General features: G+C 74.5%; 29 protein-coding genes. 7 read left to right on the top strand and 22 right to left on the bottom strand.

The annotated features are described in order from the left end of the window. Positions 1–112 precede the first annotated feature (112 nt). Complete coding sequence (locus ACZ5UI_RS20305) at positions 113–3,208, top strand: DEAD/DEAH box helicase (RefSeq protein ID WP_464190378.1); 3,096 nt, start codon at positions 113–115, stop codon at positions 3,206–3,208. Here the strand turns inward: ACZ5UI_RS20305 and ACZ5UI_RS20300 are convergent. From ACZ5UI_RS20300 to ACZ5UI_RS20280, 5 genes are read right to left on the bottom strand one after another with little or no spacing between them, the layout of a single operon-like run. Next, positions 3,205–4,440, bottom strand: a complete 1,236-nt coding sequence (locus tag ACZ5UI_RS20300; RefSeq protein ID WP_464190376.1) for a protein kinase domain-containing protein — start codon at positions 4,438–4,440, stop codon at positions 3,205–3,207. The genes ACZ5UI_RS20305 and ACZ5UI_RS20300 overlap by 4 nt on opposite strands. A gap of 14 nt (positions 4,441–4,454) precedes the next feature. Continuing rightward, entirely contained in the window at positions 4,455–4,919 is a 465-nt protein-coding gene (locus ACZ5UI_RS20295) for a nuclear transport factor 2 family protein (protein WP_464190374.1), read from the bottom strand. Next, positions 4,919–5,392: a nuclear transport factor 2 family protein gene (locus ACZ5UI_RS20290; protein ID WP_464190372.1), complete on the bottom strand. Its 474-nt coding sequence runs from the start codon at positions 5,390–5,392 to the stop codon at positions 4,919–4,921. The genes ACZ5UI_RS20295 and ACZ5UI_RS20290 overlap by 1 nt, the downstream gene beginning before the upstream one ends. Positions 5,393–5,429: 37 nt before the next feature. Then, a complete protein-coding gene (locus tag ACZ5UI_RS20285; RefSeq protein ID WP_464190371.1) occupies positions 5,430–6,122 on the bottom strand; it encodes a biotin--[acetyl-CoA-carboxylase] ligase in 693 nt (230 codons plus the stop codon). Further along, positions 6,119–6,928 carry an SAM hydrolase/SAM-dependent halogenase family protein gene (locus ACZ5UI_RS20280; protein WP_464190369.1) on the bottom strand — a complete coding sequence of 270 codons (810 nt, stop codon included), beginning with the start codon at positions 6,926–6,928 and terminating at the stop codon, positions 6,119–6,121. Before ACZ5UI_RS20280 ends, ACZ5UI_RS20285 begins: the two co-directional genes overlap by 4 nt. A 25-nt stretch (positions 6,929–6,953) precedes the next feature. Here ACZ5UI_RS20280 and ACZ5UI_RS20275 point away from each other — a divergent pair, with 25 nt between their 5' ends. Continuing rightward, complete coding sequence (locus ACZ5UI_RS20275; protein ID WP_464190367.1) at positions 6,954–7,124, top strand: hypothetical protein; 171 nt, start codon at positions 6,954–6,956, stop codon at positions 7,122–7,124. An 18-nt stretch (positions 7,125–7,142) separates the two neighbouring features. Then, positions 7,143–7,304 carry a hypothetical protein gene (locus ACZ5UI_RS20270; RefSeq protein WP_464190365.1) on the top strand — a complete coding sequence of 54 codons (162 nt, stop codon included), beginning with the start codon at positions 7,143–7,145 and terminating at the stop codon, positions 7,302–7,304. Here the strand turns inward: ACZ5UI_RS20270 and ACZ5UI_RS20265 are convergent. From ACZ5UI_RS20265 to ACZ5UI_RS20220, 10 genes are all read right to left on the bottom strand, one after another. Continuing rightward, positions 7,288–7,692, bottom strand: coding sequence for a hypothetical protein (locus ACZ5UI_RS20265; RefSeq protein WP_464190363.1), 405 nt, complete (start codon positions 7,690–7,692; stop codon positions 7,288–7,290). The two genes, ACZ5UI_RS20270 and ACZ5UI_RS20265, sit on opposite strands and share 17 nt — an antisense overlap. A 24-nt stretch (positions 7,693–7,716) precedes the next feature. Beyond that, entirely contained in the window at positions 7,717–8,166 is a 450-nt protein-coding gene (locus tag ACZ5UI_RS20260; protein WP_464190360.1) for a hypothetical protein, read from the bottom strand. 31 nt (positions 8,167–8,197) lie between these two features. Continuing rightward, the gene (cobA, locus tag ACZ5UI_RS20255) at positions 8,198–9,658 is read right to left on the bottom strand and encodes a uroporphyrinogen-III C-methyltransferase (RefSeq protein ID WP_464190358.1); all 1,461 of its coding nucleotides are present in this window, start codon (positions 9,656–9,658) and stop codon (positions 8,198–8,200) included. Beyond that, a complete protein-coding gene (gene hemC, locus ACZ5UI_RS20250) occupies positions 9,655–10,518 on the bottom strand; it encodes a hydroxymethylbilane synthase (RefSeq protein ID WP_464190356.1) in 864 nt (287 codons plus the stop codon). The genes cobA and hemC overlap by 4 nt, the downstream gene beginning before the upstream one ends. 1 nt (position 10,519) lies before the next feature. Further along, on the bottom strand, positions 10,520–11,836 hold the full coding sequence (gene hemA / locus ACZ5UI_RS20245; protein ID WP_464190353.1) for a glutamyl-tRNA reductase: 1,317 nt from the start codon (positions 11,834–11,836) through the stop codon (positions 10,520–10,522). Then, positions 11,836–12,039, bottom strand: a complete 204-nt coding sequence (locus ACZ5UI_RS20240; RefSeq protein WP_464190351.1) for a hypothetical protein — start codon at positions 12,037–12,039, stop codon at positions 11,836–11,838. Before ACZ5UI_RS20240 ends, hemA begins: the two co-directional genes overlap by 1 nt. After that, the gene (locus tag ACZ5UI_RS20235) at positions 12,039–12,668 is read right to left on the bottom strand and encodes a cytochrome c biogenesis protein (protein ID WP_464190349.1); all 630 of its coding nucleotides are present in this window, start codon (positions 12,666–12,668) and stop codon (positions 12,039–12,041) included. Before ACZ5UI_RS20235 ends, ACZ5UI_RS20240 begins: the two co-directional genes overlap by 1 nt. Positions 12,669–12,762: 94 nt before the next feature. After that, on the bottom strand, positions 12,763–13,437 hold the full coding sequence (locus ACZ5UI_RS20230; RefSeq protein WP_464190347.1) for a heme exporter protein CcmB: 675 nt from the start codon (positions 13,435–13,437) through the stop codon (positions 12,763–12,765). Then, positions 13,434–14,105 carry an ABC transporter ATP-binding protein gene (locus tag ACZ5UI_RS20225; protein ID WP_464190345.1) on the bottom strand — a complete coding sequence of 224 codons (672 nt, stop codon included), beginning with the start codon at positions 14,103–14,105 and terminating at the stop codon, positions 13,434–13,436. The genes ACZ5UI_RS20230 and ACZ5UI_RS20225 overlap by 4 nt, the downstream gene beginning before the upstream one ends. Further along, the gene (locus ACZ5UI_RS20220) at positions 14,089–14,562 is read right to left on the bottom strand and encodes a MogA/MoaB family molybdenum cofactor biosynthesis protein (RefSeq protein ID WP_464190343.1); all 474 of its coding nucleotides are present in this window, start codon (positions 14,560–14,562) and stop codon (positions 14,089–14,091) included. Before ACZ5UI_RS20220 ends, ACZ5UI_RS20225 begins: the two co-directional genes overlap by 17 nt. Positions 14,563–14,603: 41 nt before the next feature. Between ACZ5UI_RS20220 and ACZ5UI_RS20215 the strand changes: the two genes are divergently transcribed. After that, positions 14,604–15,029 (top strand): hypothetical protein, encoded by a 426-nt coding sequence (locus ACZ5UI_RS20215; RefSeq protein ID WP_464190341.1) that lies wholly within the window; start codon positions 14,604–14,606, stop codon positions 15,027–15,029. On the opposite strand, the gene ACZ5UI_RS20210 is transcribed toward ACZ5UI_RS20215, so the two are convergent. Then, a complete protein-coding gene (locus ACZ5UI_RS20210) occupies positions 15,016–17,049 on the bottom strand; it encodes a DUF2339 domain-containing protein (RefSeq protein WP_464190339.1) in 2,034 nt (677 codons plus the stop codon). The genes ACZ5UI_RS20215 and ACZ5UI_RS20210 overlap by 14 nt on opposite strands. A 90-nt stretch (positions 17,050–17,139) precedes the next feature. Between ACZ5UI_RS20210 and ACZ5UI_RS20205 the strand changes: the two genes are divergently transcribed. Together ACZ5UI_RS20205 and ACZ5UI_RS20200 are read left to right on the top strand one after the other, a co-directional pair. Next, on the top strand, positions 17,140–17,763 hold the full coding sequence (locus ACZ5UI_RS20205; RefSeq protein ID WP_464190337.1) for a TetR/AcrR family transcriptional regulator: 624 nt from the start codon (positions 17,140–17,142) through the stop codon (positions 17,761–17,763). 63 nt (positions 17,764–17,826) lie between these two features. Beyond that, the gene (locus ACZ5UI_RS20200) at positions 17,827–20,445 is read left to right on the top strand and encodes a hypothetical protein (RefSeq protein WP_464190336.1); all 2,619 of its coding nucleotides are present in this window, start codon (positions 17,827–17,829) and stop codon (positions 20,443–20,445) included. Here ACZ5UI_RS20200 and moaC read toward each other — a convergent pair. Both moaC and ACZ5UI_RS20190 read right to left on the bottom strand, forming a co-directional pair. Next, positions 20,442–20,918, bottom strand: a complete 477-nt coding sequence (gene moaC / locus ACZ5UI_RS20195; protein ID WP_464190333.1) for a cyclic pyranopterin monophosphate synthase MoaC — start codon at positions 20,916–20,918, stop codon at positions 20,442–20,444. The genes ACZ5UI_RS20200 and moaC overlap by 4 nt on opposite strands. Positions 20,919–20,920: 2 nt before the next feature. Further along, positions 20,921–21,655 carry a precorrin-2 dehydrogenase/sirohydrochlorin ferrochelatase family protein gene (locus ACZ5UI_RS20190; RefSeq protein WP_464190331.1) on the bottom strand — a complete coding sequence of 245 codons (735 nt, stop codon included), beginning with the start codon at positions 21,653–21,655 and terminating at the stop codon, positions 20,921–20,923. Between the two features lie 35 nt (positions 21,656–21,690). On the opposite strand from ACZ5UI_RS20190, the gene ACZ5UI_RS20185 reads away from it, so the two are divergent. After that, positions 21,691–22,491: an oxygenase MpaB family protein gene (locus tag ACZ5UI_RS20185; RefSeq protein WP_464190329.1), complete on the top strand. Its 801-nt coding sequence runs from the start codon at positions 21,691–21,693 to the stop codon at positions 22,489–22,491. A gap of 195 nt (positions 22,492–22,686) precedes the next feature. Here the strand turns inward: ACZ5UI_RS20185 and ACZ5UI_RS20180 are convergent, their stop codons facing one another. From ACZ5UI_RS20180 to ACZ5UI_RS20165, 4 genes are read right to left on the bottom strand one after another with little or no spacing between them, the layout of a single operon-like run. Beyond that, positions 22,687–23,721, bottom strand: a complete 1,035-nt coding sequence (locus tag ACZ5UI_RS20180; RefSeq protein ID WP_464190327.1) for an aminotransferase class V-fold PLP-dependent enzyme — start codon at positions 23,719–23,721, stop codon at positions 22,687–22,689. Then, the gene (locus ACZ5UI_RS20175; protein WP_464190324.1) at positions 23,721–25,145 is read right to left on the bottom strand and encodes an aldehyde dehydrogenase family protein; all 1,425 of its coding nucleotides are present in this window, start codon (positions 25,143–25,145) and stop codon (positions 23,721–23,723) included. The genes ACZ5UI_RS20180 and ACZ5UI_RS20175 overlap by 1 nt, the downstream gene beginning before the upstream one ends. Positions 25,146–25,158: 13 nt before the next feature. After that, positions 25,159–25,782, bottom strand: a complete 624-nt coding sequence (locus ACZ5UI_RS20170) for a formate dehydrogenase subunit gamma (RefSeq protein WP_464190322.1) — start codon at positions 25,780–25,782, stop codon at positions 25,159–25,161. After that, positions 25,760–26,449, bottom strand: a complete 690-nt coding sequence (locus tag ACZ5UI_RS20165; RefSeq protein WP_464190319.1) for a molybdopterin-dependent oxidoreductase — start codon at positions 26,447–26,449, stop codon at positions 25,760–25,762. Before ACZ5UI_RS20165 ends, ACZ5UI_RS20170 begins: the two co-directional genes overlap by 23 nt. Position 26,450: the final 1 nt, after the last annotated feature.

Genomic DNA, 26,450 nt, shown 5'->3' with positions numbered 1-26,450 from the left:
GGGCCGACTGGGAAGTCAGCCTTCGCTGCAAGTCCGGGTGGGTCCCGGCACCTCGGGTCGCGAGCCGTTTCGTTTCGATCGCGACTCCCATCTCCATTTCGTTCGAGCCAGCATGGCTGATTCCACGCCAGCGGCGGTCGTCGCGGCCGCTCCCCTTCCGTCGCCCACGGACATTGCTCAGGCTGAGAGGTTCACCCGCGAGCGCTTCGTCCACGAGGGCGAGGACCCCGTCGTCGCACTGGGTCCCGGGAGCGCACGCCGGCGGGCGCTCGACGCGGCGCTGGCCGAGCTGGCCCAGGGCCTGGACGCGCCGTCGACCGAGTGGCGCCGCGCTTACTCGCTGCTGCTCGGCCTCGAGCGCCTGCTCAGCGAGGACGAGCCGCACCTGGCCGACGGCACGCTGCTCAACCCCCACCAGGTCGACGCGCTCTCCGGCACGCTGACCGCGCTGCTGGCCGCCGCCCAGGCGGCGCCGGCGCCCGCCCCGAACGGCAACGGGCATGCCGCGATCGCCCCGCCCGTCGCCGCCCCGCCGGCCGAGGACGCTTTCGAGGGCTCCTCCGCGGTGCCCGGCGAGGAGGAGATCGACGAGGAGCTGCCCGACGACGAGGAGCCCCAGGACTGGGACGAGCCCGAGGCGGCCGGCGACGACGAGCAGCTCGGCGAGGCGCCCGAGGATCCCAACGCGCACAAGCGCTTCTGGTTCGAGCACGCCACGGGCGCCGGCAAGACCGTCGCCGCGCTGGGCTTCGTCGAGGCCTCGCGCACGGGCGGCACGCTGATCCTCACCCACCGCCGCAACCTGGTCGACCAGTTCCTCGGTGAGCTCAAGGATCGCGGCTACCAGGACCGCATCCACCGCCCGCTGATGCAGGGCGAGCCGGGGCCGGCCACCGGCCCGGTCACCGTCGAGACCTACCAGTGGTTCGTGCGCAACGCGGGCAAGATCTCCTCGGCCTACACCGTCGTCATCTGCGACGAGGCCCACACCGCGCTGGGCGAGAAGACGTCGGAGGCGATCCGCGAGTGGACCGGCCCGATCTTCGTTGGCATGACCGCCACGGGCGCGCTGATCGCCCGCCACGTCACCGACCTGTTCCCCACGCAGACCTCGCGCTTCGACCTGGCCCAGGCGGCCCGGCGCGGCGTGATCGCCCCGCTGCGCGGCATCCGCATCCCGCCGGGCGCGGGCGTGCGCTCGATCGCCAAGGTGCCGCTGCGCCGCGGCGAGGTCGACGTCGAGTTCGACCAGGAGATGCTGGCCGAGCTGCTGGACCAGCTGCCCTTCAACCTGGCCATCGCCAACCTCTACAAGACGCGCTTCAACAACGTGCCCGGCGTCGTCTACACCGCCGGCGTGCGCCACGCCTACAACGTCGCCGAGGCCTTCCGCGACGAGGGCCTGAAGGCGATGGCCGTCTCCGGCGAGACGCCCAAGCGCGAGCTGGCCGACATCCTGGCCCGCTACGAGCAGGGCGAGATCGACGTGCTGGTCAACGCGCAGCTGCTGGCCGAGGGCTGGAACTCGCCGCGCGCCACGGTCTGCATGCACCTGGCGCCGACCGCGTCCAAGCGCATCTACCAGCAGCGGGTAGGCCGCGTCACGCGCCGCCATCCGGGCAAGGAGTCCGGCGTCGTCGTCGACTTCGTCCATCCCGCGACCAAGCACGACGACCCGGTCATCACGCTGCACTCGCTGCTCGATCGCGACGTCTACCGCGGCGGCGCGATCGTCGTCGGCCCGGTGCGCCGCGGGCGCGGACGGCGCGTGCGCGTCGAGCGCCGCGTGCTGCCCGTCACGGCCGATCCCGACCGGCGCGCGCAGGTCTTCGAGCGCGAGCTGTGGCGCATCGCCGTCGAGCACCTCGACTGGGGCGAGCAGCACGTGTGGGCGGCGCTGGCCGGCGCCCGCGTCCAGCCCAGCGGCTGGCGCCGGGCCCGGGCGATGCTGCACTTCGACAAGTCCGGCGAGCTCAAGCGCCGCTTCCTGCTCACCGCCGTGCAGCGCAACAAGTCCTCGCAGCTGCGCATCCGCGCGCTGCAGGAGATCGCCGCGGCCAAGGACGCCGAGGCCTTCGACCTGGCCATCGACGAGATCGGCGGTTGGTCGCGCGAGGAGCGTCGCGAGGCGGTCAAGGTCTGCCTGCAGGCGCTGGCCGAGAAGCGCATCGGCCGTCGTGACCAGGCCAACGCCTGGATCTGGCGCCTGGCCGAGTACACCCGCGACGTGCACGAGGAGTACGCCGCCCAGCGCTGGCCCGAGACCAAGCGCCTGCTCGGGCTGCTGGTCAACTCGTCGGGCGGCGCGCACGCCCGCAACGCCCGCCGGCTGGTGCACGCCACGCGCAAGCAGGATCGCCGCCTGAGCGCGGCGCTGCTGGCCGCCGCGCTGGCCCACACGCCCGAGGCCGAGGAGGTCCTGCGCGGTGCCCGCACGCGCATGGCCCGCAAGCCCAACTCGCTGGCCCGCGACCTGCTGCGCAACTTCCCCAAGAAGCGCACGCGCGGATCGCGCCGCAAGAAGCGCACGGGCGAGGAGGCCGCGGTCGAGGTCGAGTTGCTGGAGACCACCGACATCGAGCTGCTGGACGACGACGATGACGGGGACGCCGACGACCTCGAGGTCGCCGAGGTCGAGATCTCCGCGGCCGAGGCGGCGGAGTTCGACGAGGAGGCCGCGGCCGAGTCGGTCGCCGCGGCCGCCGCGCTGCTGCACCGTCCGACGGCGCTGATCGACGAGGACGGCGAAGGACTCGACGACGCCGAGCCGGCCGAGACCGCGCCCAAGCCGCGTCGGCGCCGCGCGCCCCGGCGCCGCAGGAGCGAGCCGGTCGTGGTCGAGGCGCCGGTCGAGCCGGAGTCGGAGCCTGAGCCGGAAACCGAGCCCGAGCCGGAAGCCGAGACGCCCAAGCCGAAGCGCACCCGGGCACCGCGCAAGAAGCCCGAGGCCGAGACCAACGTCGTCGCCCAGGCCGAAGTCCTCGCCGAGGAGCCCAAGCCCAAGCGCACGCGGCGGACCAAGGCGCAGATCGAGGCCGACAAGGCTGCTGCTGCGGCGGAGGTCGTCGAGGAGGCCCCCAAGCCCAAGCGCACGCGGCGCACGAAGGCGCAGATCGAGGCCGACAAGGCCGCTGCTGCTGCCGAAGCGGAAGCACCCGCGCCCAAGCCCAAGCGCGCGCCCCGCAAGAAGCCGACCGAGGCCGTCTAGATCCCGATCGTCCCGCCCTCGGTCTCGCCGAGGGCGACGGCCGCGACGGTGGCCAGATGCTCGGCCCGCGGCGCGTCGGCGTCGCGATAGGGCTGGCCGTCGCGCCGGTCCAGCAGCTCGAGGACGCCGATCGTGCGCCCGTCCAGGCGCAGCGGCACGGCCAGCAGCGTGTGCGGCACGTAGCCGGTGCCGGCCGCGACCGCCGCGGCGAAGCGCGCGTCGGACCGGCAGTCGGCGATGGCCTGCGACCGTCCGCTGACGGCGACGCTGCCCGCGATCCCCGCGCCCGCGTCCAGGCGCACGCCGACGATCTCGTCGGCGCCCGCGCCCCACGCCGCCTCGAAGCGCAGGGCGCCGTCGGGCTGCTCCAGGGCGATCGACGCCGCGGCGGCGTCGAAGATCCCCGCGGCGGCCCGGGCCACGGCCTCCAGCACCGGGCGCGAACGGCGCGCGTGCGGGACGCTGGCCACCAGCGGCTCGCCCCGCTCGGGCTGGGTGGTCACGCCGAGCAGCGCCGCGAAGGCCGCGGCCGACGGCGCCCGGCGCGAGGGATCCAGGGCCAGCCCGGCGCGCAGCGCGTCGGTCACGTGCGCCGGCACGCCGGGCACCGAGACGGCCAGGTCGCCGTACTCGACCGCGTGCCCCGTGAGCAGCGCGAACAGCGTCGCCGCGGCGCCGTACACGTCGCTGCGGGGTGACGGCGCGCCGCCTGCGCTGACCTCGGGCGCCATGTAGCGCGGCGTCCCGACCGCCTGCGTCGCGGTCCCGTCGACATCGAGGTCGCGGGCCACCCCGAAGTCGACCAGCACCGCGCCCGCCGGCCCGACGACGACGTTGGACGGCTTGACGTCGCGGTGCACCACGTGCGCGTCGTGCACGTACTGCAGCGCCTCGCACAGCTCGACGGTGCGCGTGACCGCCTCGCTCCAGGGCAGGCCGCCGCCCGCGGCCAGGATCCGCGAACGCAGGTCCTCGCCGTCGACCAGGTCCATGACCAGGTAGCGGTCGCCCTCCTCGGAGAACGCCGCCAGCACCCGGACGACGCGCGGGTGGCGCAGCCGCATCAGCAGCCGCGCCTCGATCTCGAAGCGCGCCGCGTGGCGCACGTCGAGCAGCCGCTTGACCGCTACCGGCGCTCCGGTCTGCACGTCGCGCCCGCGCGACACCGACCCCATCGCGCCGTCACCCAGGCCCGCGACGATCTCCCAGCGCTCGGCGAGCCGGTGCGCCATGGGCCCATCATCGTCTACTTGGGGATCGCGGCGAAGTTCGCGTGCATCAGCAGCCGCCAGGCGCCGTCACGCCACACGAAGGTCGACAGCCGCGGCGCGGGATCCTGGGCGATCTCCTTGCCGTCGATCTCGATCGTGGCCACCAGCGTGTAGCGCACCACCCGCACGTTGCCGGTGTGCCGGCCGTGCACGTCGGACAGCTGGTAGGCGTCGATCTTCGACGGGCGCGTCAGGTACTGCGCCTTGGTCAGGAAGGTGCCGTCGGAGCGCTGGATCAGGAAGGCGGGCGCCAGGAAGCGCTCGAGCGCAACCGCGTCGCCGGCCATGTTGATGCGCAGGAGCTCGGCCGCGAGCCGCTCGCTGGACACGGCGCGTTGGGCCATCTCCGGCGAGCTGGGCGGCGTGGCGGCGTGCGTCGTCGCGGTCACCGCGCCGCTCAGGACGAGCGCCGCGACGAGGCTGCCGATCAGACGCCGCATCAGGCCGCGGGCTTGGGCACGGCGGCGAAGTTCGCGTGCGCCACCAGGCGCCAGGCGCCGCCGCGGTAGACGTAGGTCGAGATGCGCGGGACCGGATCCTGCGTGACCTGCTGGCCGTCGATGAACTGCACCGCGGTGACCGTGTAGCGGATCACGCGCACGTCGCCGGTGCGGGTGCCGACCACGTCGCTCAGCGTGAAGTCGTCGACCCGGGCGGGGTTCAGCAGGTACTGGTCGCGCGTCAGGAAGGTCCCGTCGGGACGCTGCAGGAGCAGCTGCGGCGAGAGGAAGCGGGCCAGCGCGTCCTGGTCCTTGGCCTTGAGGATGCGCAGGAACTCGGTGGCCAGGACCGTGTCGGACACGGTCTTGCTCGTCATCTGCGGCGAGCTCGGTCGGGGGGCGGCCACGGCCGGTGCCGTGGCGATCAACAGCGCGACGACCGCGCCGGTCAGCAGCTTCCCTGCAGTCCTCATCCGTCTCTCCTTGGGCGACCCGTGTGCGACCGAGACCCTAGCGACCCAACAGGTGGATCTCCCCCGCATCGAGCGCCACGCGCGCACCGTCCGCGCGCTCGACCAGCAGACGCCCGCCGTCGTCCAGCCCGGCTCCCACCCCCTCACCGTCGGCCCAGCGCACGCGTCGGCCCAGCAGCGCGTCGCGCGCACGGACCGCGTCGAGCACCGCGCCGGTGTCGGCCGGCAGCCAGCGCTCGAGCGCGCGCAGCAGCTCGTCGAGCACGTCCTCCAGCTCGTCGGGCGCGCGCTCCAGCGAGCCCGCACGCTCGCGCAGCTCCGTGGGGAGGTCCTGCGGGCGCACCGCGACGTTCAGCCCGATGCCCAGCACCGCCCAGCCCTCCTGCGGCCGCCCCTCGGCCAGGATCCCGGCGACCTTCCTGGTGGCCGGCGTGCCCACCAGCACGTCGTTGGGCCATTTGACCAGCGCGCCCGGGCCGGCGATCTCGGCCACGGCGGCCGCGGCGGCCAGGGGCAGCAGCGGCGGAGGATCGCGCAGCACCAGCGAGGCGATCAGCGCCCGACCCGGCGGCGCCGCCCACGAGCGGCCCTGGCGCCCGCGGCCGGCCAGCTGCTCATGCGCGGTGACCAGCGTCCCGTGGGGGGCGCCCGCGGCGGCCAGGGTGCGGGCCCGCGCGTTCGTCGAGTCGACGCTGCGCAGGTGCAGCCGCGGCCGGCCCAGCGCGCTCATCGGGGCGTCCGGCGCACGCGCAGCTCGGCGTCGCGGCCCACGTCGAGATCGTCGGCCGCCGAGCCGCGGTTGATGGCCAGCGCCAGCTGGTGCTGGGCGTCCTCGTAGACCAGCAGCGCGCCCGGCGCCACGTCGGCGAACGTGCCGGCGAAGCGGGCGCGCAGCGTGCGTCCGGCGCTGACGATCTCCAGCTCGTCGCCGATGCGCGCGCCGACGGCGGTCACGTCGGCGTGGTCGGCGTCGAGGATCACGTTGCCGAAGCGGTCGGCGACCAGCGCGTGCGTGACCAGCTCGTCACCCTCGCGTCGCGCGCTGGGCAGGTGCAGCTCGGCCAGCTCCTCGACGGCCAGCGGCTCGCCGCACCCGGCCAGCTCCTCGCCGCGGGCCAGCGCGGCGGCCACCGGGGCGAACACGTCGCGGCCGTGGAACGTGGCCGACACGGGCTCCAGGCGCCAGCGCGACTGGCCGATGTCGACCGCTTCGACCAGGCCGCCGAAGCGCTCGGCGGCCAGCCGCAGCAGGCCGTTGTCGGGACCGACCAACAGGTGCTCCTCGTCGGCGCAGCGCACGGCGATCGCCCGGCGGTGCCCGCCGACCTCGGGATCGACGACGGCCAGGTGCACGCCCGCGGGCATGAACGGCAGCGCGTTGCGCAGCACGATCGCCCCGAAGCGGACGTCGTGGCGCGGGATCCCGTGGGTGACGTCGAGCACGCGGGCCTCGGGGGCCAGCTGGGCCAGCACCCCGTGGCAGACCCCGACGAACTCGTCCTGGTGGCCGTAGTCGCTGGCGAAGGTGACGAACACGCGCGCGAAGGGTAGTTCGCGGGCCATGTCTGCTGACGAATCCGACGCGCTGTCCGGCCTGCCCGACCCCGACGCCCCCGAGCCCGACCCGCTCGGCGTGCCCGACGCCGATCCCGACGGCGAGGGCCAGGTCCACGGCGAGGAGGCGATGCCCGGCATCCCGCGCGAGGGCGAGGAGCCACCGACCGACGGCTGAGCCCATAGGCTGCGCGGAATGCAGCGCAGCGACACGGTCGAGCTGGTGGTCGTCGCGGTGGCGTTGGGTCTGCTGGCGGGCATCGTCGCGGGCGTGTTCCTCAACGCCTCGCTGCCCGTGACGATCCTCGTCGTCGTGGCGGTGCTCGTCGTCGCCGGCCTGATCAATCAGGTGCTCTGAGCGCGTCCACGGCCAGGGCGAGCGCGATCGCCACGGTCAGCGCCTCGCCGGTCTCGCTGGCGATGCGGTCGCCCGTGGCCAGCGCCCCGTCGGCGGTCAGGTGGAAGACGAAGTGGGGCAGCGACCAGGCCACGAAGCTCAACGCGGCGACGAGCCGCAGCACGCGCTCGGGCCGGATCGCCGCGGCCAGCAGCACGACGGTCAGCGCCAGCGAGAGCGCGCCGACGTCGCGGACCAGGTGCTCGTCGTAGGGACCCAGCGGCGAGACCCACGAGCGCCCGCCGCCGGGAAAGTCGTCATAGAACGCGCGGGGCGCGAGCAACGCCCACAGCGCCAGGGATCCCTGGCTGAGGACCAGCACCGCCAAGCCGGCACGCCGAAGCAGCATGCCGGCGACGATACGGACTTGCGCTCACGGCCCGACGAGCGCGATCGAGTCGACCTTGCCCTTGGTGAAGTTGAACCCGGTCGAGATCCCGGCGTCGACGTAGAGGAAGCACGTGCGCGCGTCGCAGTCGGCGGTCGGATACGCCGCGGCCACCGCGGCGGCGGTCGAGCCGACGTGGATGCCCTCGGCCGTCTTCTGCTTGGGCGACTGGGTGGAGACCGTGCGCGCGGTCTGCGCGGTCAGGTTGAACATCGCGTAGAGCTTGGACTTCGCCCAGTCGGCGGTGACCAGCTTCCCACCGGAGCGGGCGACGTCGGAGGGCTTGCCCCACGCCTTCTTCAGCTGGCCGAGCGTCATGCCCGGCCTGGCGCCGTTGATGTTGTCGCCGACCACGATGGCGGCATCGGCCGCGGGAACGACGGCGGCGAGGGTGGCTGCGGCCGCGGCGGCAGACAGGAGAGCCCGAATCGACATGGCGTCCCGGTACCCCGCGAACGGGGCGCGGCTAACCCGATGCGCCGGCGACGTCGGCCAGAAGCGCCTCGACGAGGCCGTCAGGCGTGTGCTCCTCGGCCTCCACGTGCGGCGGATGGCCGTGCTCGCGCAGCATCGCGCTGGTGGCCGGGCCGATCGAGACGAGCCGCGGGCCGACCAACGTCGCGCCGGCCTCCAGCACGTTGCGCACGGCCGAGGCCGACGTGAAGGTCACGTAGTCGGCGCTGTCGACCGCGGTGCGGGCGCGCTCGTCCAAGGGGGCGCTGATCGTGCGGTACAGCGCGAGGATGTCGACCTGGGCGCCGCGCGCCTCCAGGGCCGTGGGCAGCACGTCGCGCGCCTCCTCGGCCCGGGCGATCAGCGCGCGCCTGACCGGCACCTCGGCCAGCGTCTCCACCAGCGACTCGGCCACGCTGCGCGGCGGCACGATGTCGGCTTCGATGCCCCCGTCGCGCAGGGCGCGCGCGGTGCCGGGGCCGATCGCGGCGATCACCGGCCCGGCCAGCTCGCGCGCGTCGCGCACCTCCTCCAGCAGCCGGGTGGCGCCGTTGGGGCTGGTCACGCAGAGCAGGTCGTAGCCGGTCAGGTCGGGCACGGTCACGGGCAGCGGCTCGATGGCGATGGCGGGCGCCTCGACGACGGTCGCGCCCAGCGCGCGCAGCCGCCCGGCCAGGGCGCTGGCCTGCGCCCGGGCCCGGGTCACGGCCACGGTCAGGTTGCCCAGCGGGCGCGCGTCGCCCAGCCAGGCCAGCTCGCGGCCCAGCGCGGCGACCGCGCCGATGACCGTGATCGACGGCGGGCGGATGCCGGCCGTCAGCGCGTCGTCGGCGATCTTCTCCAGCGTGGAGACGACGACGCGCTGGTCGCCCAGCGTGCCGCGCTGGATGACGGCGGCGGGCTCGTCGGCCGGGCGGCCCTGTTCGATCAGCTTGTGGGCGATCCGCGGCAGCGCCTTGACGCCCATGTAGAACACCAGCGTGCCGGGGAAGCCGGCCAGCGCGGGCCAGTCGATCTGCGTCTCCGGCTTGGCCGGATCCTCGTGCCCGGTCACGAACGCGACCGCGGGGGCGATCCCGCGCTGGGTCACCGGGATGCCGGCGTAGGCGGCCGCCGCGACGCCGGCGGTCACGCCGGGCACCACCTCGAACGCGATGCCCGCGGCGCGCAGCACCTGGGCCTCCTCGCCGCCGCGGCCGAACACGAACGGGTCGCCGCCCTTGACCCGCGCGACGAGCTTCCCGGCCCGCGCGTGCTCGAGCAGCAGCCGGTTGGTCTCCGCCTGGGGCACCTGGTCGCCGCCGCCGATCTTGCCGACGTCGATCACCTCGGCGCTGAGCCCGTCGTAGATGCCGGGCGGCACGAGCTTGTCGGTCAGGATCACGTCGGCCTGATCCAGCAGCTCGCGGGCGCGGACGGTCAGCAGGCCGGGGTCGCCGGGTCCGGCGCCGATCAGGTAGACGCGGCCGCTCACGGCGCCAGCAGCTCCTGCGCGCCGGCCGCGAGCAGCCGCTGCGCCACCTCGACGCCGAGCGCCTCGGGATCGGCGCCGCTGAGCTCGTCGCGCAGCCACTCGCTGCCGTCCACGCGCCCGACGAACACCCGCAGCGTGAGCGTCTCGCCGTCGGTCGTCGCGTGCGCGCCCATCGGCGTGTGGCAGTCGGCGCCCAGCGCGCGCACCACCGCCCGCTCGCAGGTCAGCGCCCGCAGGGTCGCGTGATCGGTGATCGCCGCGGCGGCCTCGCGCATCGAGCCGTCGGCCAGGCGCGTCTCGAGCAGCAGCGTGCCCTGGCCGGGGGCGGGCACGACGTCGGTCAGCACGCAGCCGACCGCGTCCTCGCGGCCCAGGCGCTGCAGGCCGGCCAGCGCCAGCACGATCGCGTCGGCCTCGCCGTCGGCCAGCTTGCGCAGGCGCGTGTCGACGTTCCCGCGCAGCGGCACCACCTCGAGGTCCGGTCGCGCCGCCTTCAGCGCCGCGGTGCGGCGCAGGCTCGACGTGCCCACGCGCGCGCCCTCGGGCAGCGCGGCCAGCGACGGGGCGCCGCACAGCGCGTCCCACGGATCGGCCCGCCGGGGCGCGCCGGCCAGCGCGAACCCCTCGGGCAGCTCGGCCGGGACGTCCTTGGCCGAGTGCACGGCCAGGTCGGCCTGGCCGCGCTCCAGCGCCTCCTCGATCTCCAGGACCCACTCGCGCTTGTCGTCGACGTCGCGGTGGCGGTCGCCGGTGGTCACGATCTCGACCAGCTCCGCGCCGGGGTGGGTGGGGGCGAACAGCTCGGCCACATGACGCGCCTGGGCCAGCGCGAGCGCGCTGGCGCGCGTGGCGATCCGCAACTCAGCCCCGCAGTTGGCGGACGTTGTCGGCCGCGGCGGACGTCGCGTCCTCGTCGGCCGGCGCGGGGGCGTCGAGCCCGAACAGCTCGCGGACCATCTCCACGCGCCCGTGACCGCTCTCGCGCAACCGGATCGTCGGCTCGTGCAGGAGGCGCTGCATGACCGCGCGGGCGACCGCGTCGATGCGCGCCATGTCGCGCTCGGTCACGCCCTCCCAGCGGCCGCGGTTCTCGGCCAGGACCTGCTCGACGATGTCGCGCCCTTGCTCGCGCAGCGCCGCGATCGTGGGCAGCACGTCCTGCTGGCCCATCCAGCGGGCGAAGCGCTGGATCTCCTCTTCGACGATCGCCGTGGCCACGACGACCTCGCTGTCGCGGCTGGACAGCGTGGTGGCCACGACCGCCTGCAGGTCGTCGATGTCGTACAGGTTGACGCTGTCCAGCGCACCGCAGGCCGGGTCGATGTCGCGCGGAACGGCGATGTCGATCAGCAGCAGCGGGCGGTCGTCGCGCTGGGCCATGACCTCTTCAAGCTCGGCCACGCCGACGATCGCGTGCGGCGACGACGTCGACGAGACGACGATGTCGGCGGCCACCAGCTGGGCCGGGAGCTCTTCCAGGCCGACGACGTGCCCGCCGAAGCGCTGGGCGATCGAACGCGCGCGGTCGGCCCGCCGGTTGGCCAGGAACACGGTGGCCACGCCTTCGCCGGCCAGCGCCTGCGCGGTCAGCTCGCTCGTCTCGCCGGCGCCGACGATCACCACGTGCCGGTCGGGCAGCTCGCCCAGCGTCTCCTGGGCCAGCCGCACCGCGACGGAGGAGACCGACGCGCGGCCCTCCGACAGCAGCGACTCGGTGCGGATCCGCTTGCCGGTGGTCAGCGCGGCCTGGAACAGGCGGTGCAGCATCGGCCCGACGGTGCCGGCGTCGCGGGCCAGCTCGTGGGCGCGGCGCACCTGGCCCTGGACCTCGACCTCGCCGACGATCATCGAGTCCAGGCCGCCGGCGACGCGGTACAGGTGCCGGGCGGCGTCGCAGTTGCGGGGCGCGTACAGCACCTCGGTCAGCTCGGTCGGGCGGATCTGGGCGCTGGAGGCCAGCAGCCCGAGCATCGCCGACTCGGCCGCGACCGGGTTGCCCGACACGACGTACAGCTCGGTGCGGTTGCAGGTCGAGATGATCGCCGCTTCGCTGATCGACTCGTGCGCCGTCGCCTCGCCCAGGAACGCGCGGGCGCGGGTGTCGCTCATCGCCAGGCGCTCGCGCAGCGCCACGGGGGCGGTCTTGAACGAGACGCCGAGGCAGATGACCTCGGGCATCAGACGGTCTCGCGTTCGGACTCGGCCAGGTCGGCGGCCTTCTGCTCGCGCACGAGGTCGTCGAGCTCGGCCAGGTCGCGCTCCATCCCGGAGACGCGCGCGCCCATGATGGCCAGGTAGATCAGCAGCAGGGCCAGGAAGACCAGGTAGGCGGCGACGACCCAGGGAGCCGAGGTGTCGCCCGGAAGCGTGTCGGCGAACATCACAGGGTGGGCGCGGCCGAGCGCCGCAGGACGGGGGAGTCGTCGTTGAGCAGCTGGCGGCGCAGGGAGTTCATGCGGGCGCGCGCGTGCTTGGTGGTCAGCTCGAAGCGGTACAGCGTGTAGAAGAGCATCGTCATCGCGACCAGCGACACGAGGAACGTCAGCCACATCGGGCCGGGCAGGTCGCCGGAGCCGAAGGTGTGGGGATGGATCTGCGTCTGCTGGGCGCGGACGGAGCCGAAGCAGATCGGCACGAACGCGCCCGCGGTGATCGCGAAGACCGAGGCGTAGCGCGCCTGGCGCTCGCGGTCCTCGATGGCGAAGCGCATCGGCGTGTAGGTCGCGTACAGGAGGAAGACGATCAGGAAGCTGACCAGCGTCGGCTCGTCCCACACCCACCACACGCCCCACGAGGTCTTGGCCCAGATCGCGCCGGTGATCAGCACGCCCACGGCCAGGATCAGCGACATGTGGATCGCCACGTAGCTGCGCAGGTCCCACTTGGGATCGCGCGTGCGCAGGTGCTGGATGGCCAGCAGGCCGCCGGCGATGAACCCGCCCAGCGCGACGATCGCCATCGGCACGTGCAGGTAGAAGATCTTCTGTCGGAAGCCTTGGTCGGCATCCATCGGCGCGTAGAACGCGATGAGCGCGAATGCGCCGACAACAGCAATGAGGGTGGCGACGGAGAGGCCCCGCAGCCCCTTGCCATACATCTTGAGGTCAGTCCTCCAGCAGGGGGTCGAAGACTGCAACGGCAAGCAGTCCGAAGACCAGATCGTACAGCCCAAGCATCGCCAGATACTTGAACTCGACGCCGCCGCCGTCACCGGTGGACAGCAGCGGCTCCAGCGCGCGCGAGGTCGAGATGACCACCGGGACCAGCAGCGGAAGCGCGATCAGCGGGCCGATCAGGTCGCGCGCCCGGGTGCGCACGGCGATCGCGCCGACCAGCGCGGCGATGATCGCGAAGCCCGCGTTGGCCATGGCCAGGATCCCGATCAGCGCGGGCAGGTCGGCGCCTTGGAGGCCGCCCTCGAGCAGCAGGAGCGCGAAGGCCGGGACCATCACGATCTCCAGCACGACCAGGTAGGTGAACAGCGAGAGCGCCTTGGCCACGAACAGCCAGGTGCGGTCGACCGGGGCGAGCAGGAACGCGTCGAAGCCGCCCTGCTCCTCGTCGGCCACGTACAGGCGGTTGAGGCCGAGCATGCCCGCGAACAGCAGCGTGACCACGAGGATGCCGGCGGCCAGGTCCCCCTCGACGGTCGGTCGGTTCAGCCCGAAGTGGAAGACGACGAAGGTGGTGACGCTGAACAGCGCCATGCCCGGCACCGACTCCAGCGTGCGCAGCTCCAGCCGCAGCTCCTTGCGCAGGATGGCCGCGAGGGTGCTCACCCGTACAGCGCCCCGATCTGCGTGGTCGTGACCTCGGCCGCGGGGGCCAGCAGCACGGCGCGGCCGTTGCGCAGGCCGAGCGCGACGTCGGCCTCGGCCAGCCCGCCGGACGGGTCGTGGGAGGTGATCACGCGCGTCGTCCCGCTGAGCAGCGGCTCCAGGGCCTCGGCCGCCGCCGGGTCGAGGTTGGCCCGGGGCTCGTCGAGCAGCAGCAGCTCGGGCTCGTGCAGCACCGCGCGGGCCAGCGCGGCGCGCTGGACCATGCCCCGCGAGTAGGTCGAGATCGGGTCGTTCCCGCGGCGTGTCAGGCCGACCGCGTCGAGCAGCTCCTCCACGCGCTCGGGCGCGACCCGGTGCAGCCGGGCGTGATAGCGGAGGTTCTCGCGGGCGCTGAGCTCGCGGTAGAGCAGCGGCTCGTGGCCCAGCAGCCCGACGCGCCCGCGCACCTTCCAGGCCTCGCGGGGCAGCTCGCTGCCGAACACGAGCGCGGTGCCCGTGGTCGGGCGCAGCAGCGTGGCCAGCACGCGCAGCAGCGTCGACTTGCCCGCCCCGTTGGGGCCGAAGATGACGAGCGTCTGGCCGGTCTGGACGGTCAGCGTGACGCCGGCGAGAGCGGCGCGCTCTCCGTAGGCGACGCCGACGCCGTCCAGCTCAATGGCGGTGGTCACCGTGGAGCGTGGCGACGGCGTGCTGGAGCACGGGCCCGACCACGCCGAAGACCTCGTCGATCGCCTTGGGGCTGCCGGGGAAGTTGACGATCAGCGTCGTGCGCGCCGTGCCGGCCAGCCCGCGCGACAGCGCGCCCATCGGCGTGCGGCGGACCGACTCGGCCCGCATCGCCTCGGCCAGCCCGGGGATCTCGCGGTCGATCACCACGCGCGTCGCCTCGGGCGTGACGTCGTCGGGCGTCAGGCCCGTGCCGCCGGTGGTCAGCACGACGTCGTAGCCCTCGTCGACGTAGTGCAGAAGGCGGTCCTCGATCAGCCCGAAGTCGTCGGGCACGACCTCCATGGCCGACACGTCGGCGCCCGCCTCCTCGGCTCGCTGGGCCAGCAGCTGCCCGCTGGCGTCCTCGCGACGCTCGCGGGAGACGCTGGTGGAGATGGTCAGGACGGCGCAACGCATGTGAGCGCTGAGGTTAGAGCGCAAGTGGGTACGTTGGCTTCATGCCGAACCTCGCCCAGCTCAGCGCCATCCGCGGATTGTGGGCGACGACCATCGGCGTCGCCCTCGTCGTCATCGCCTGCATCGTCGCCGGCGCGTGGTTCGTGCCGCTGCTGGTCGTCGGCGGCGTGCTGATCGGCGCCGGTGTCTTCGGCCCGCGCTTCCGTGGCCGCTTCTCGCTGGAGTTCGGCGAGGGCGGGGTGACGTTCGACGTGCAGGTCCACCTGGCGCCGCCGGGGCAGGTCGGGCGCCTGCCGCGTCGCGGCGCCGCCGCTCCCGCCGCGGCGGCGGCCGTCGCGCCCGCGGCCGAGGCGGCGGTCGAGCCGCCCGCCGTGGCCGTCGTCGACGCGGCCGACATGGTCCGCGCCGCCGTGGCCGCCAACGGGAACGGCAACGGCAACGGCGCGGCGGTCCTCACGCCTCACTAGTGCTCGCGGCCGCACGCTGCCAGGCCACCGCGCCGAGCAGGAGCAGCAGGCCCACCGCGACGAACGAGGCGACGCGGTAGATCGAGGTCAGCGTGGCCAGGTCCACCAGGAAGACCTTCGCCGTGGTGACCAGCAGCAGGCCCAGCCCGGCGACACGCAGCGCGCGCCGGTGGACGGCCAGCCCGAGCACCAGCGCGCCCAGGCCGGTCGCCGCCCACAACGCGCTGACCGCCAGCTGGCCGGCCTGATCGGTCGGCGCGGCCCAGGCCACCACGCCCGAGCCGAGATCGAGCAGGGCGACCGCGGCGCCGGCGATCAGCGCGTGTCGGACGAGGGGCACGGTGGCGCGGTGGGCGACGCGCAGGCCGGCCAGCGCGATCGCGGCCAGCGCGGCGGCGGCGGGCAGCGGATCGGCGAAGCCGACCATCACGGCGTCGGGTGGCGCGACGGTGAGCAGCGCGGCGAGGCCGGCCGCGCCGAGGAACACCGGCGCCGCGTGCCGCACGACCGGTGAGGCGCCGCGCTCGTGGCGGGCCAGCGCGTCGAGCGCGACGGCCTGCGCGGCGAGGGCCACGACCAGGGCCAGATCGCCGGCCAGCGCCGTGGTCAGGTAGGCCAGCAGCGCCAGCGCGGCCGCCTCCAGCGCCCACGCGCCCTCGGTGATCGCCGGCGCGGCGATCCGCGCGGCCAGGGCCAGCGCGACGACCGCCACCGCCAGCTCGGCCGTGCCGGACACGCCGGTGCCGTCGAGGATCTCGGTGGGCGGGACGGAGACCAGCGCGTGGGTGACGGCCAGCAGGACCTGTCCGATCAGGCCGGTGGTGGCGATCAGGCGCTCGTGGTCGCTGCCCGCCCGGCGGGCCAGCACGGCGGCGCCGGCCGCGGAGGCCGACCACAGCAGGCCGAGCACGACGCCGTCGGCCATCGAGGCCGCCGCCACGTCGGCCAGCACGACGGCGACGGCGACCAGCAGCAGGCCGAGGTCCGGCCGGGGCCGGCGCAGCGCCAACCCGGTCGCCGCGTAGGCCACCGCGACGGCGGCCAGCCACAGGTGTCCGATCGTCTCCTGTTCGGCGGAGGCGCAGGCGAACCAGCCCGCGGCGGCGATGGCGGCCGCACCACCGAGCAGCAGGATGGCCGAGGCCGGGCGGGGCAGCGCGGCGCGCACGCGCAGCTCGAAGCCGATCGCGGCGATGGCCAGGACCAGGCCCAGCGCGGCGAGCGCGAGCAGCCCGCCGGCCAGCGGCGTGCCGTCGGTCAGCGTGTAGGCGGCCACCTGGGGGAGCGCCAGCACGGCCAGACCGGTGCGCAGCCAGTTCCAGCGCCGCCACACGACGACGGCGGCCGCGCCGGCGGCGGCGACCAGCACGAGCGCGGTGGCGGTCGCCGATCCGGTCGTGCCGGTCAGCAGCGGAGCCGCCAGCCCGCCCAGCAGGCCCAGAGCGGCGATCCCGCGGGAGGGCAGGCGCAGCGCCAGCGCGGTGGCGGCGGCGCCGATGGCCAGGCCGGCCAGCGCGGCGACGACGCCCGGCACCAGGTCGTAGACCGGTCCGGCCAGGCAGGCGGTGACGAAGCCGCCCGCCACGCCGGTGGCGATCAGCGCGCGTCGCGGGATCGGGTGGCGCACGACGAACAGGCCCAGGCCGGCCAGCGCGACCGAGGCAAACGCGGCCAGCCCCGTGCGCGTGGCCGGGTCGATCCAGCCGTGCGACGCGGCGATCGACGCCAGCAGCGCGAGCCCGAGCACGACGGCGATGCCGCCCAGCCAGGCGATCACGCGACCGCCCACGAGCTCTTCCAGCCGGGCCAGGTCGAACGCGGCGCGCTGCGGGCGCGGCGGCGTCCACGGCCGCGCGGCGCGCAGGGGCTCGGGCGCTGGCGTGGGCACCGCCCGGTGCGCGCGCTCGACCGCCTCGGGCCCGAGCTGGAACCGCTGATCGGGGGCGCGCTCCAGGCGCTCCAGCCGCCGCGTCAGGTCCCGTGTGCGCCGCTCCAGCTCCGCGACGCGATCCTCGTCCACCACCATCGCCAGCCTCCTGTCGACCGTTGGTCAACAAGGACCGTAGCAGGCTTGTCGACCGGCGGTCAACAAATCGGTAGAGTGAGGCGCATGCCGACTGCACGCCGCCGCGCGTATCGCCGTATGGAGGTCGACGAGCGCCGGGCCCAGCTGCTGGCCCGGGCCACCGAGCTGTTCGGCGAGCACGGCTACGACGAGCTGTCGATGGCCCGCATCGCCCGCGAGGCGGGGATCTCCAAGGCGCTGCTCTACCACTACTTCCCGAGCAAGCGGGCGCTGTTCGGGGCCGCCCTGGCCGACGCCGCCGGCGAGCTGCGCGCGCTCACCGACCCGGACCCCGCGCTGTCGCCGGCCGAGCAGCTGTCGGGCGCGCTGGGCGCGTTCCTGGCCTGGGTGGACGCGCACCGCGACGCCTACGCCAAGCTGCTGCGCAGCCTCGCGGTGGCCGAGGTGCGCGAGATCGTCGACGCGGTGCGCTCGGCCACGTCCGCGCGCATCGTCGGCGGACTGGGCCCAGACGCCGACACGCCCGCCGCCCGCACCGCGGTCGACGGCTGGCTGTGGTCGATCGACGGCTCGGTGCTGTCGTGGATCGAGCAGCGCCGGTCGCTGTCGGCCGACGAGCTGCGCGGGGTGCTGCTCGGTGGCCTGGCCGGCGCGCTGGCCGGCGCCGGCGTGCCGCTGGCCGCCGGTCAGCACGCCGAGCGCGTGTAGCCCACCGGGTGCCGCTGGGCGCCACCGCTCAGCCTCCGGGCCGGCGTGGTCGATACTGCCGCCATGTCCCGGCTCCGCCTGTCGTTGGCCCTCGCTCTGTTGGCTGTCCTGCCGCTCAGCGCGGCCCCCGCCCACGCCGATCTGCGTGCCGACAGCCACAACGCCCTGCGGGTCGACAGCGGGACGGGCGTACGCCTGGCCATGCCGCTGCCCGAGGTCACCGGCCCGGTGCGGATCGTGGGGCGTGACGACGGGACCGTGCGCCTGCGCATGAAGGTCCGCTACCGGGCCTCCAACTGGCGCGGCGGCGACGGGGTGGCGCGCGACCGCGTGCTGGTCACCTTCCGCGTCGCCCGGGCGCTGCTGCCCGGCGGACCCGACCCGACGTCACCGCGCTGGCGACGCACGATCAGCCACGACCTGCGCCAGCGCACCGCCGACCGCGCCTACGCCGTCACGCTGCCCGCGGCGCAGGCCGCCTTCCTGCGCCGCCGGGGCGTGTTCTCCACCGACGCCCAGCGGCGCGCGGCGGCGCGGCGGCTGGTGTGGGCCGACACCCAGCAGGACCGCGACTTCCTGCACGTCGACGGACGCTGGGACTGGCGCGAGGGCAACGCGTCCAACGCGGCCGATCCGGGGCGGCGCGCGTCGACGCGCGGCACGGTGGCCCACGCCGCGTCCAACGACGGCTGTGGCGCCAACAGCCCCTGCGGCACGGTGACCGTGCAGAACCAGACCGGCAACGGCGTCTACAGCCCGACCAGCACCTACGGCGGCACCGGCGGAGCCGCGACCGGATCGATGGCCGGCACGCCCGGGCAGACCGGCGTCTCCCTGGCCGTCGGCGGAACCGCGATGCAGTGCTTCTACCAGGGCGGCGTGGGCGGCTCCAACCCGGAGGGCTTCGCCAACTACGACGCGTCCGGCACCCCGCAGATGTACCAGCCCGGCGGGGTCACGCCCGGCCCCGGCGGCAACCCGATCAGCGCGGGCACGGCCGTGACGCAGCCGATCGCCTCCGACGACTCGATCGCCTCGGCGTCCAACAACCAGATCGCCGCCTCCGCCGGCCTGTTGCAGGGCGTGCTCAACGAGGCGATCGCGGTGGGCCCGTGGCTGGCCGGCCTGACCGGCCTGACCGACGGGTACTCGCCCAACCTGGGCGGGCTGGCCATGATCGCGATGGGCGAGGACAGCCTGCCGCTGCCGTCGCCGGGCGCGATCGTCAGCGCCAGCCTGGACATCGCCGAGGCGGTGATCGCCAACTCCTGCGACGGCAACCTGAACCTGATGGGCCTGGCCGCGGCCGAGCCGGGCGGCGGCCTGGCCGCCGGCACGATCAGCGCCTCCAAGGAGGGCTTCGCGCCCGCGTCGGCGCCGGTGGCCGGCGCGACGTCCGGCACCGCCGGCTCGCTCATCGCCGGCACGCAGCTGAACCCGTCGCAGTCGATGTACAACGGCTCGCCGCTGTACCTGCAGCCCGACCTGGGCGGTGGCGGCGTGCAGGGCAACGACGTCGACTCGTCCGACAACGTCAACTTCGTCGACTACGTGTGGACGAACTTCAACCCGTGCCAGATCGCCGGCAACGTCACGCAGGTGCTGCCCCAGACCAGCGACTGCGACTTCACGCCCGCCTCCAGCCCGGTGGTCACGAGCACCACGGGGAACGTCAACTGCGGGGCCGGCAACACCAGCTGCCCGTTCCCCGCCGCGGGGTTCCCGGCCGGCGCGTCGACGGTCTTCGACCAGCTGCCCTTCGGCGTCACGCAGCCGTCGGCCGCCCCGCCGACCTCGCTGGGCTACGACGAGTGCGCAACGGTCATGAACGGCGGCTACGCACTGCCCAGCGGCCAGTCGCTGACGTCGCCCAACGGGCTGTTCTCCCTGACGATGCAGGCCGGCGGGACGCTGGCGCTCGTGCAGAACAACGCGTCCGGCACGCCGACGACACGGTGGAGCGCGTCGGGCAGCGCGGTGGCGGGCGCCTACGCGGCGATGCAGATGAGCGGCAGCCTGGCCGTGCTGGCGCCGACCACGGCGGTGAGCTTCAGCTCGGGCTCGACGACCGTCGGCGCTCCCCAGCTGGCCGTGCGCAACGACGGCAACGTCATCGTCTACGACAGCGCGAGCGGCAACGCGGTGTGGTCGACGAACACGGCGGTCACCAGCTGCTCGAGCACCGGCCCGACGTCGGCCCCGACCAGCACCACGCCCCTGACCACGACCGGGGCCACCGGCTGCGCCACGCTGCTGGCGGCCAGCGACACCCAGTACCTGCCGGGGACGACGATCACGTCGCCCAACGGGGCCTACACGCTGACCTTCAACGGCGCGATCTACCTGTATCCGACGGCGGCCGGCATCGAGCAGTACGTGTGGTCGTCGAGCATGATCTACCAGAACCCTCCGGCCGCGGTCGGGGGCGGCGTGCCCACGACCTCGCCCAGCAACTACATGACGATGCAGACCAACGGCGAGTTCGACCTGTGGTACCCCGGCCCGGGCCTGTACTCGGCCCCGGGCAGCGACGGCCCGACGATCGTGTTCGCCTCCAACACGACCGGGGCGGGCAACACGCTGGCCGTGCAGAACGACGGCAACCTGGTCGTCTACAGCGCGGCGAACACGGCGCTGTGGGCCACCAACACGGTCACCGGAACGCCCTGCCCGGCGCCCTAGCCCGCGCGCGTGTAGTCCGACTTGCCGCCGGTCTTGCTGACCAGCGCGACGTCGGCGATCTCGACGCCCTGCTCGATGCCCTTGACCATGTCGTAGACGGTCAGGGCGGCGACCGACGCGGCGGTCAGCGCCTCCATCTCGACGCCCGTCTTGGCCGTGACCCGCGCGGTCGCCCGGATCGTCACCAGCCCGGCCGGGGCGTCGACCTCGAGGTCCACGGCGACCTTGTCCAGCGGCAGCGGATGGCACAGCGGGATCAGCTCGCTGGTGCGCTTGGCCGCCTGGATCCCGGCGATGCGGGCCGTGCCGAGCACGTCGCCCTTGGGCGCGTCGCCGGCCACGATCGCCTGCGCGGTGCTCGGGGACATCCGCACCAGCGCCTGCGCGGTGGCGGTGCGGGTGGTGACCGCCTTGTCGCCCACGTCGACCATCCGGGCGTTGCCGGCCTCGTCGAGGTGGGTCAGCTGCGCCATGGTCAGACGGCGGCGAGCTGCGCCGCGGCGATCAGGTCGCGGACGGCCTGCTCGTCGCCGGCCTGCAGGAGCTCGATCGGGTCGGGATCGCCGTTGACGATCCCCTCGAAGAACTCCTTGCGGTCCTGGTAGGTGGGCAGCGTGCCCTTGGCCCAGCCGCGCGCGTCGTTGAGCAGGATCGCCAGCTGCGCGTAGGCGGTGCCGTACTGGTCGGCGATCTGGCGCTTCATGCGCTTGGCCAGCGCCGGCGAGGCGCCCGCCGTGGAGATCGCGATGGCCAGCGGGCCGGTGCGCACGATCGCGGGCAGGATGAAGTTGCACAGCGGCGGCACGTCGACGATGTTGACCAGCATCGCGCGGCGCTCGGCGTCCTCGTAGATGCGGATGTTGACGTCGGTGTCGTCGGTCGCCGCGATGACCATGAAGATGCCCTCCAGGTCCTCGGGGCCGGCGTACTCCCGGCGCTCCCAGCGGACCGAGCCCTCGAGCGCGAGCTGCGCGACCTCGGGATGCACCTCGGGCGCGATCACGGTCACGTCGCCGTCGCAGGCCAGCAGGCCCTCGACCTTCTCCAGCCCGATCTCACCGCCTCCGATGACCAGCGAACGACGATTGCGGAGCTTCAGACAGGCGATGTAGAAGGGCGTGTCCATCATGTCCTGCACGCAGGTCTGGTCGCAGATCCCACGGCGGAACTGGCACACGCACTCCTTCCCGCGATACGCAGCGGCAGGCATGAACCTGAGGGTACTCCCGCCCGTACCTTGGGGTGATGGCCGGCCTCTTCCCCGACGACTCGATGCTCCGCCGCGTCCACCGCGAGTACGCGGTCGCCCTGTCGGGTCCGCGCGCGCTGCTGCTCCAGGCCACCCATCCGCTGGCCTTCGTCGGGCTGATGGCGCACAGCACCGGCTTCGACGATCCCTACGAGCGGCTCAGCCGGACCGCGCAGACGATGGACACGATCGCCTTCGGTCAGGCGGCCGACGCCGAGCGGGCCACCCGGATCGTCCGGGCCATGCACAGGCGCGTGCGCGGCGAGCTGTCCGAGCCCGCGGGCCGCTTCCCGGCCGGGACGCCCTACGCGGCCGACGATCCGGCGCTGCTGCTGTGGGTGCTGGCCACGCTGGTCGACTCGGCGCTGACCGTCTACGGGCGCTACGTCGGGCGCCTGTCGCGCGACGAGCGCGCGGCGTACTGGGCCGACTACCGCGTGATCGGCGGCCTGTTCGGCCTGGCCGACGCCGACCTGCCCGAGACGATCGAGGACTTCGACGCCTACTGGCACGACATGCTGCGCGGCGGCGACCTGTGCGTCACCGACGAGGCGCGCGAGCTGGCCGTCCAGATCGTCCTGCGCCCGCCGGTCCCGCTGGCCGCGCGCCCGCTGCTGGAGCTGGTCAACCAGATCACGATCGGCCTGCTGCCCGGGTCGGTGCGGCGCATGTACGGCTTCCGCTGGGACCCGCTGCGCGGCCTGGCCGTCCGCGGCGGCGCGGAGTACCTGAAGCGGATCGTCGTGCCGGTGCTGCCCGAGCGCCTGCGCGTCGTGCCGAGCGCCCGCGCCGCCTGAGCGCCGTTGTCCGCTCGAGCCCGGTATGCGGGTCGAATCGGACAACGGCGCACGTGAACCGACGCGCCCGCGCTCCCCGCACGTGCCGTTGTCAGGTTCGCGTCGCTACGCGACGCGGAGACGACAACGGCCCCTCCGGCCGAGCGGCAACGCGCCACACGAAGCCGCTGGAACCGCGGCGAATTCGGCAGTCGCTCAGTCGGAGAACACGATGTCCAGCAGCGCGTCGACGTCGGCGACCGTGTTGTAGAGGTGCCAGCTCGTGCGCAGCCTGCCGCCCCGGGTCGCGGCCATGATGCCCGCGGCGGCCAGCTTCTCCTCGGCGCCCGGCAGCTCGGCGGAGACGATCGCCGAGTTCGAGGGCGGCAGGTCGAGCGCGGCGCGCATGCGGTTGGCCAGGCCGACGTCGTGGGTGTGGATCGCGTCGATGCCGACGTCGAGCAGCAGCTCCAGCGCGGGCGCGGTGGCCACCCAGGTGAACCAGGCGGGCGAGACGTCCAGGCGCCGGGCCGACGCGGCCAGGCGCAGCGGCGGGCCGAAGTAGGAGTCGTGCACGTCGGCGCCGGCGAACCAGTTGGCGTTGTGCGGCGTGACCCGCTCCAGCAGGCGCTCGGAGACCGCACCGAAGGCGCTGCCGCGAGGCGAGACGAGCCACTTGTAGGCGGTGGCCAGCACGGCATCGAAGCGCGAGGCATCGAGCGGGAGCCACCCGGCGGCCTGGGTCGCGTCGACGATCGTGATCGCGCCCGACGCCGCGGCCGCCGCGGCGATCGCATCCAGGTCGGCCACCTCGCCCGAGCTCATCTGCACCGCGCTGAACGCGGCCGCGCCGGCCCCGTCGGCGATCGCGTCCGCGATCCGGTCGGGCGGCACGGTGACGACGTCGAGGCGCTCCTGCACGAGCAGCGGGAACAGCGTCGAGGTGAACTCGATGTCGGGCACGACCACGCGGGTGCCCGGCTCCAGCGCGGTGGCCAGCGTCCCGACGAGCTCGGCGATCGTGGCGCCGATGGCCACCCGCTCGACATCGACGCCGACCATCCGGGCGAAGTGCCCGCGGGCCACGTCGGTCGCCGCGCCCCAGGCCTCCCAGCTCGTGCGCCCCACGCGCCAGTCGTCCAGCGCCGCCTGCATCGCGTCCCAGGCCGGCGTCGGCGGCAGGCCGAAGCTGGCGGTGTTGCAGTACACGCCCTCGGGCTGCCAGAGCTGTTGCGCGTCGGTGAGCCGCATCAGTGCCGCCGCAGCGCCCGCGCCGCCAGCCGGGCCAGCGGCAGCGGCCCCTGGCGCAGCGCGCGCTCGCGATCGCGGTCGCGGACCGAGCGCAGCTCGGCCACGGCGCGGGCCGCACGCTCCAGCGTCGTGTCGTAGGGGCCCCACCACAGCGCCCGGCCGATCGGCGGCTCCCAGGTGATGGCCCGCGGCGAGGCGAACGCGCGCAGCGCGTCCTCGCCGCCGGCGCCGCCGCCCCACGGCGCGGCGGGCAGCGCGGGCCCGAGCCGATGGTCGTTGAGCCACACCGCGCCGGCGCCCAGCGCCCGGGCGATCCGCTCGCCCTCGTAGCGGTTGGCCGTCCACACCGAGATCCCGGGGCCGGGCGGGAGGCGCGCGGCCGCGTCGATCGCCGCCTGGGTGGAGGCGATCGGGGTGATGGCCAGCACCGGCCCGTCGGTCGGCTCGATGCCCGCTCGCATCGTGTCGGTGACGCCGTCCAGCACCGCCGGGGCGAAGCGGCCGTCGGCCTGCGGGCCACCGGCGATCAGCCTGGCGCCCTGGTCGCGCGCCTGCGCGACCAGCTCCGGCGCGTCGCCCGCGTCCTCGATCGGCTCCAGCGTGCGGGCCAGCTCGGTCACGGCGGCCAGGTAGGCGGCGTGGACCGACTCGGCCACGAACGCGCGCCGCAGCGCGCCGCGCGTCCGCCCGCCGGCCGCGAAGGCGGCGTTGACGGTGCCGTGCGCCGCGCGCGGGACGCCCGCGTCGGCCAGCACCAGCGCGGCGCCGACGCCGTCGGTCTCCAGGGCGATCGGCACGTCCGCCTGTGCGCAGGCCAGCGCGATCTCGCGCCCGGCCGACCGGGTGCCGGTGAAGACGACCTTGGCCAGCCCCGGCGCGGCGACCAGCGCGCGGCCCACGTCGTCGCCGCCGCCCACGGTGGCCAGCAGGCCCTCGGGCAGCGAGGCGCGGGCGAACAGCCGGGCGATGCGCGCGCCGGCCACCGGCGCGCGCGGGGAGGGCTTGAGCACGACGCCGTTGCCGGCCAGCAGCGCCGCGCCGATCTGCCACAGCGGCTGGGCGAAGGGCGCATCTCCGGCGCCGACGATCGCGACGACGCCCAGCGGCTCGTAGGTCCGCCGGGCCAGCGTGACCGGGCTCGTCGCGCGCGGGACGGCCAGGCGCCGCTCGCGCAGCGCGCGCACGCCGCCGTCGGCCAGCCAGCGCAGCCCGTCGACCGCGGGCAGCAGCTCCAGGGCGATCACCTCGGCCGGGGCCCGGGCCCCCTCGGCGCCCATCAGCGTGGCCAGCTCGTCGAGCTCGTCGATCACCGCCTGCGCCGCGCGGCGCAGGTAGCGCGCGCGATCCTCCAGGCGCAGCGCGGCCCACAGCGGCTGGACGAGCGCGCTGGAGGCGACGAGCTCGTCGACGTCCACGTCGGTCACGGCCGACAGCCTGTCAGACCGGCTCGTCGGCCTCCCACTTCGCGTGGTGCTGCTCGGCCCACTCGGCGTCGACGTCGCCGCGGACCATCCCGCGCAGCGCCGGTCGGGTGGTGGGCCACACGAGCGCCAGGAACAGATGGCCGATGACCAGCGCGATGGCCACGAACATCGCGCCGTCGTGCAGCACGATCGTGCCCGACAGGCGGAAGTCCGTGTTGCGCTCGCCCAGCCACAGCAGGACGCCCGACACGGTGAACAGCACGGCCAGCGCCGCCTGCAGGACCGCGTGGACCTTCTGTCCGGCGTTGAAGCGGCCCTGGGGCGCCGGGTGCCCGCGCAGCCAGGCCAGGTCGTCGGCGTCGAAGCGCTCGATCTCGCGGCGGTCGCGGGCCAGCGCCCGGCGGTTGCCCAGCAGCGCGATGGCCAGCAGCGCGACGAACCAGGCCACGGCGGTGATCAGGTGGATCGTCTTGGCCAGCGGGCGGTTGCCGAACACGTCGGCCAGCGCGGGCAGGTAGAGCACCAGGCCCGAGCCGAGCAGCACGAAGAACGCGAGCGCGTGCACCCAGTGCAGCAGGCGCTCCGTCGCGTCGAAGCGCGGACGGTGGCGCCGCTCAGTAGCCGTTGGAGCGGCCAACCCAGGCGTCGGTGTCGTAGCCACGCTGCTCCCAGTAGCCGGGTTCGACGCGGTTGGTCACGCGCAGCCGCGCGACCCACTTGACGCCCTTGTAGCCGTACATCTGCGGCATCACGAAGCGCACCGGCGCGCCGTGCTCGCGGGTGATCGGCTGGCCGTCCATCTCGTAGGCCAGCAGCGCGTCGCGGGCCCGCGCCTGATCGAGGGTCAGGGTGTCCACGTACGGCACCTCGGCCGAGATGAAGTCCACCGCGCGGGCGCCCGGCTTCGCGCCCCCGGCCGCGGCCAGCAGGTCGTCCATGCGCACGCCGGCCCAGCCGACGTCCTCCACCGACCAGCCGGTGACGCAGTGGAAATCCGACACCTGACGCGCCCGGGGCAGCGCCCGCAGCTGGGCGTAGGTGAGATCGACCGGCTGCTCGACGAGCCCGTCGATGCGCAGCTTCCAGGTGGCCGGCGTGAAGGTCGGGAAGGGCGGGTTGACGGCGTAGATGCGCCACCCGCCGCCCAGCGCCGGGATCGCCGACTGCACGCCCTCGGGCAGCGCGCTGGACAGGCCGTTGAGCGCGCGCATGGCCGGCTCGCCCCAGACCAGCGACGACAGGCCCAGGCCGACGACGCCCAGGAACGCGCGGCGGCCCAGCGGTCGACCCTGCGGCTGCTCCATG

It is taken from the genome of Conexibacter sp. JCM 18997, from assembly GCF_055391915.1.
Note: the sequence above shows the minus strand (reverse complement) of the source record. Positions and strands in the feature narration are given on the sequence as shown.

Bases quoted from the DNA above. Each gene is read 5' to 3' on its own strand.
- ACZ5UI_RS20305 (WP_464190378.1), top strand. From the start codon at position 113: ATGGCTGATTCCACGCCAGCGGCGGTCGTCGCGGCCGCTCCCCTTCCG.
- ACZ5UI_RS20300 (WP_464190376.1), bottom strand. From the start codon at position 4,440: ATGGCGCACCGGCTCGCCGAGCGCTGGGAGATCGTCGCGGGCCTGGGT.
- ACZ5UI_RS20295 (WP_464190374.1), bottom strand. From the start codon at position 4,919: ATGCGGCGTCTGATCGGCAGCCTCGTCGCGGCGCTCGTCCTGAGCGGC.
- ACZ5UI_RS20290 (WP_464190372.1), bottom strand. From the start codon at position 5,392: ATGAGGACTGCAGGGAAGCTGCTGACCGGCGCGGTCGTCGCGCTGTTG.
- ACZ5UI_RS20285 (WP_464190371.1), bottom strand. From the start codon at position 6,122: ATGAGCGCGCTGGGCCGGCCGCGGCTGCACCTGCGCAGCGTCGACTCG.
- ACZ5UI_RS20275 (WP_464190367.1), top strand. From the start codon at position 6,954: ATGTCTGCTGACGAATCCGACGCGCTGTCCGGCCTGCCCGACCCCGAC.
- ACZ5UI_RS20270 (WP_464190365.1), top strand. From the start codon at position 7,143: ATGCAGCGCAGCGACACGGTCGAGCTGGTGGTCGTCGCGGTGGCGTTG.
- ACZ5UI_RS20265 (WP_464190363.1), bottom strand. From the start codon at position 7,692: ATGCTGCTTCGGCGTGCCGGCTTGGCGGTGCTGGTCCTCAGCCAGGGA.
- ACZ5UI_RS20260 (WP_464190360.1), bottom strand. From the start codon at position 8,166: ATGTCGATTCGGGCTCTCCTGTCTGCCGCCGCGGCCGCAGCCACCCTC.
- hemA (WP_464190353.1), bottom strand. From the start codon at position 11,836: ATGCCCGAGGTCATCTGCCTCGGCGTCTCGTTCAAGACCGCCCCCGTG.
- ACZ5UI_RS20240 (WP_464190351.1), bottom strand. From the start codon at position 12,039: ATGTTCGCCGACACGCTTCCGGGCGACACCTCGGCTCCCTGGGTCGTC.
- ACZ5UI_RS20235 (WP_464190349.1), bottom strand. From the start codon at position 12,668: ATGGATGCCGACCAAGGCTTCCGACAGAAGATCTTCTACCTGCACGTG.
- ACZ5UI_RS20220 (WP_464190343.1), bottom strand. From the start codon at position 14,562: ATGCGTTGCGCCGTCCTGACCATCTCCACCAGCGTCTCCCGCGAGCGT.
- ACZ5UI_RS20215 (WP_464190341.1), top strand. From the start codon at position 14,604: ATGCCGAACCTCGCCCAGCTCAGCGCCATCCGCGGATTGTGGGCGACG.
- ACZ5UI_RS20205 (WP_464190337.1), top strand. From the start codon at position 17,140: ATGCCGACTGCACGCCGCCGCGCGTATCGCCGTATGGAGGTCGACGAG.
- ACZ5UI_RS20200 (WP_464190336.1), top strand. From the start codon at position 17,827: ATGTCCCGGCTCCGCCTGTCGTTGGCCCTCGCTCTGTTGGCTGTCCTG.
- moaC (WP_464190333.1), bottom strand. From the start codon at position 20,918: ATGGCGCAGCTGACCCACCTCGACGAGGCCGGCAACGCCCGGATGGTC.
- ACZ5UI_RS20190 (WP_464190331.1), bottom strand. From the start codon at position 21,655: ATGCCTGCCGCTGCGTATCGCGGGAAGGAGTGCGTGTGCCAGTTCCGC.
- ACZ5UI_RS20185 (WP_464190329.1), top strand. From the start codon at position 21,691: ATGGCCGGCCTCTTCCCCGACGACTCGATGCTCCGCCGCGTCCACCGC.
- ACZ5UI_RS20180 (WP_464190327.1), bottom strand. From the start codon at position 23,721: ATGCGGCTCACCGACGCGCAACAGCTCTGGCAGCCCGAGGGCGTGTAC.
- ACZ5UI_RS20165 (WP_464190319.1), bottom strand. From the start codon at position 26,449: ATGGAGCAGCCGCAGGGTCGACCGCTGGGCCGCCGCGCGTTCCTGGGC.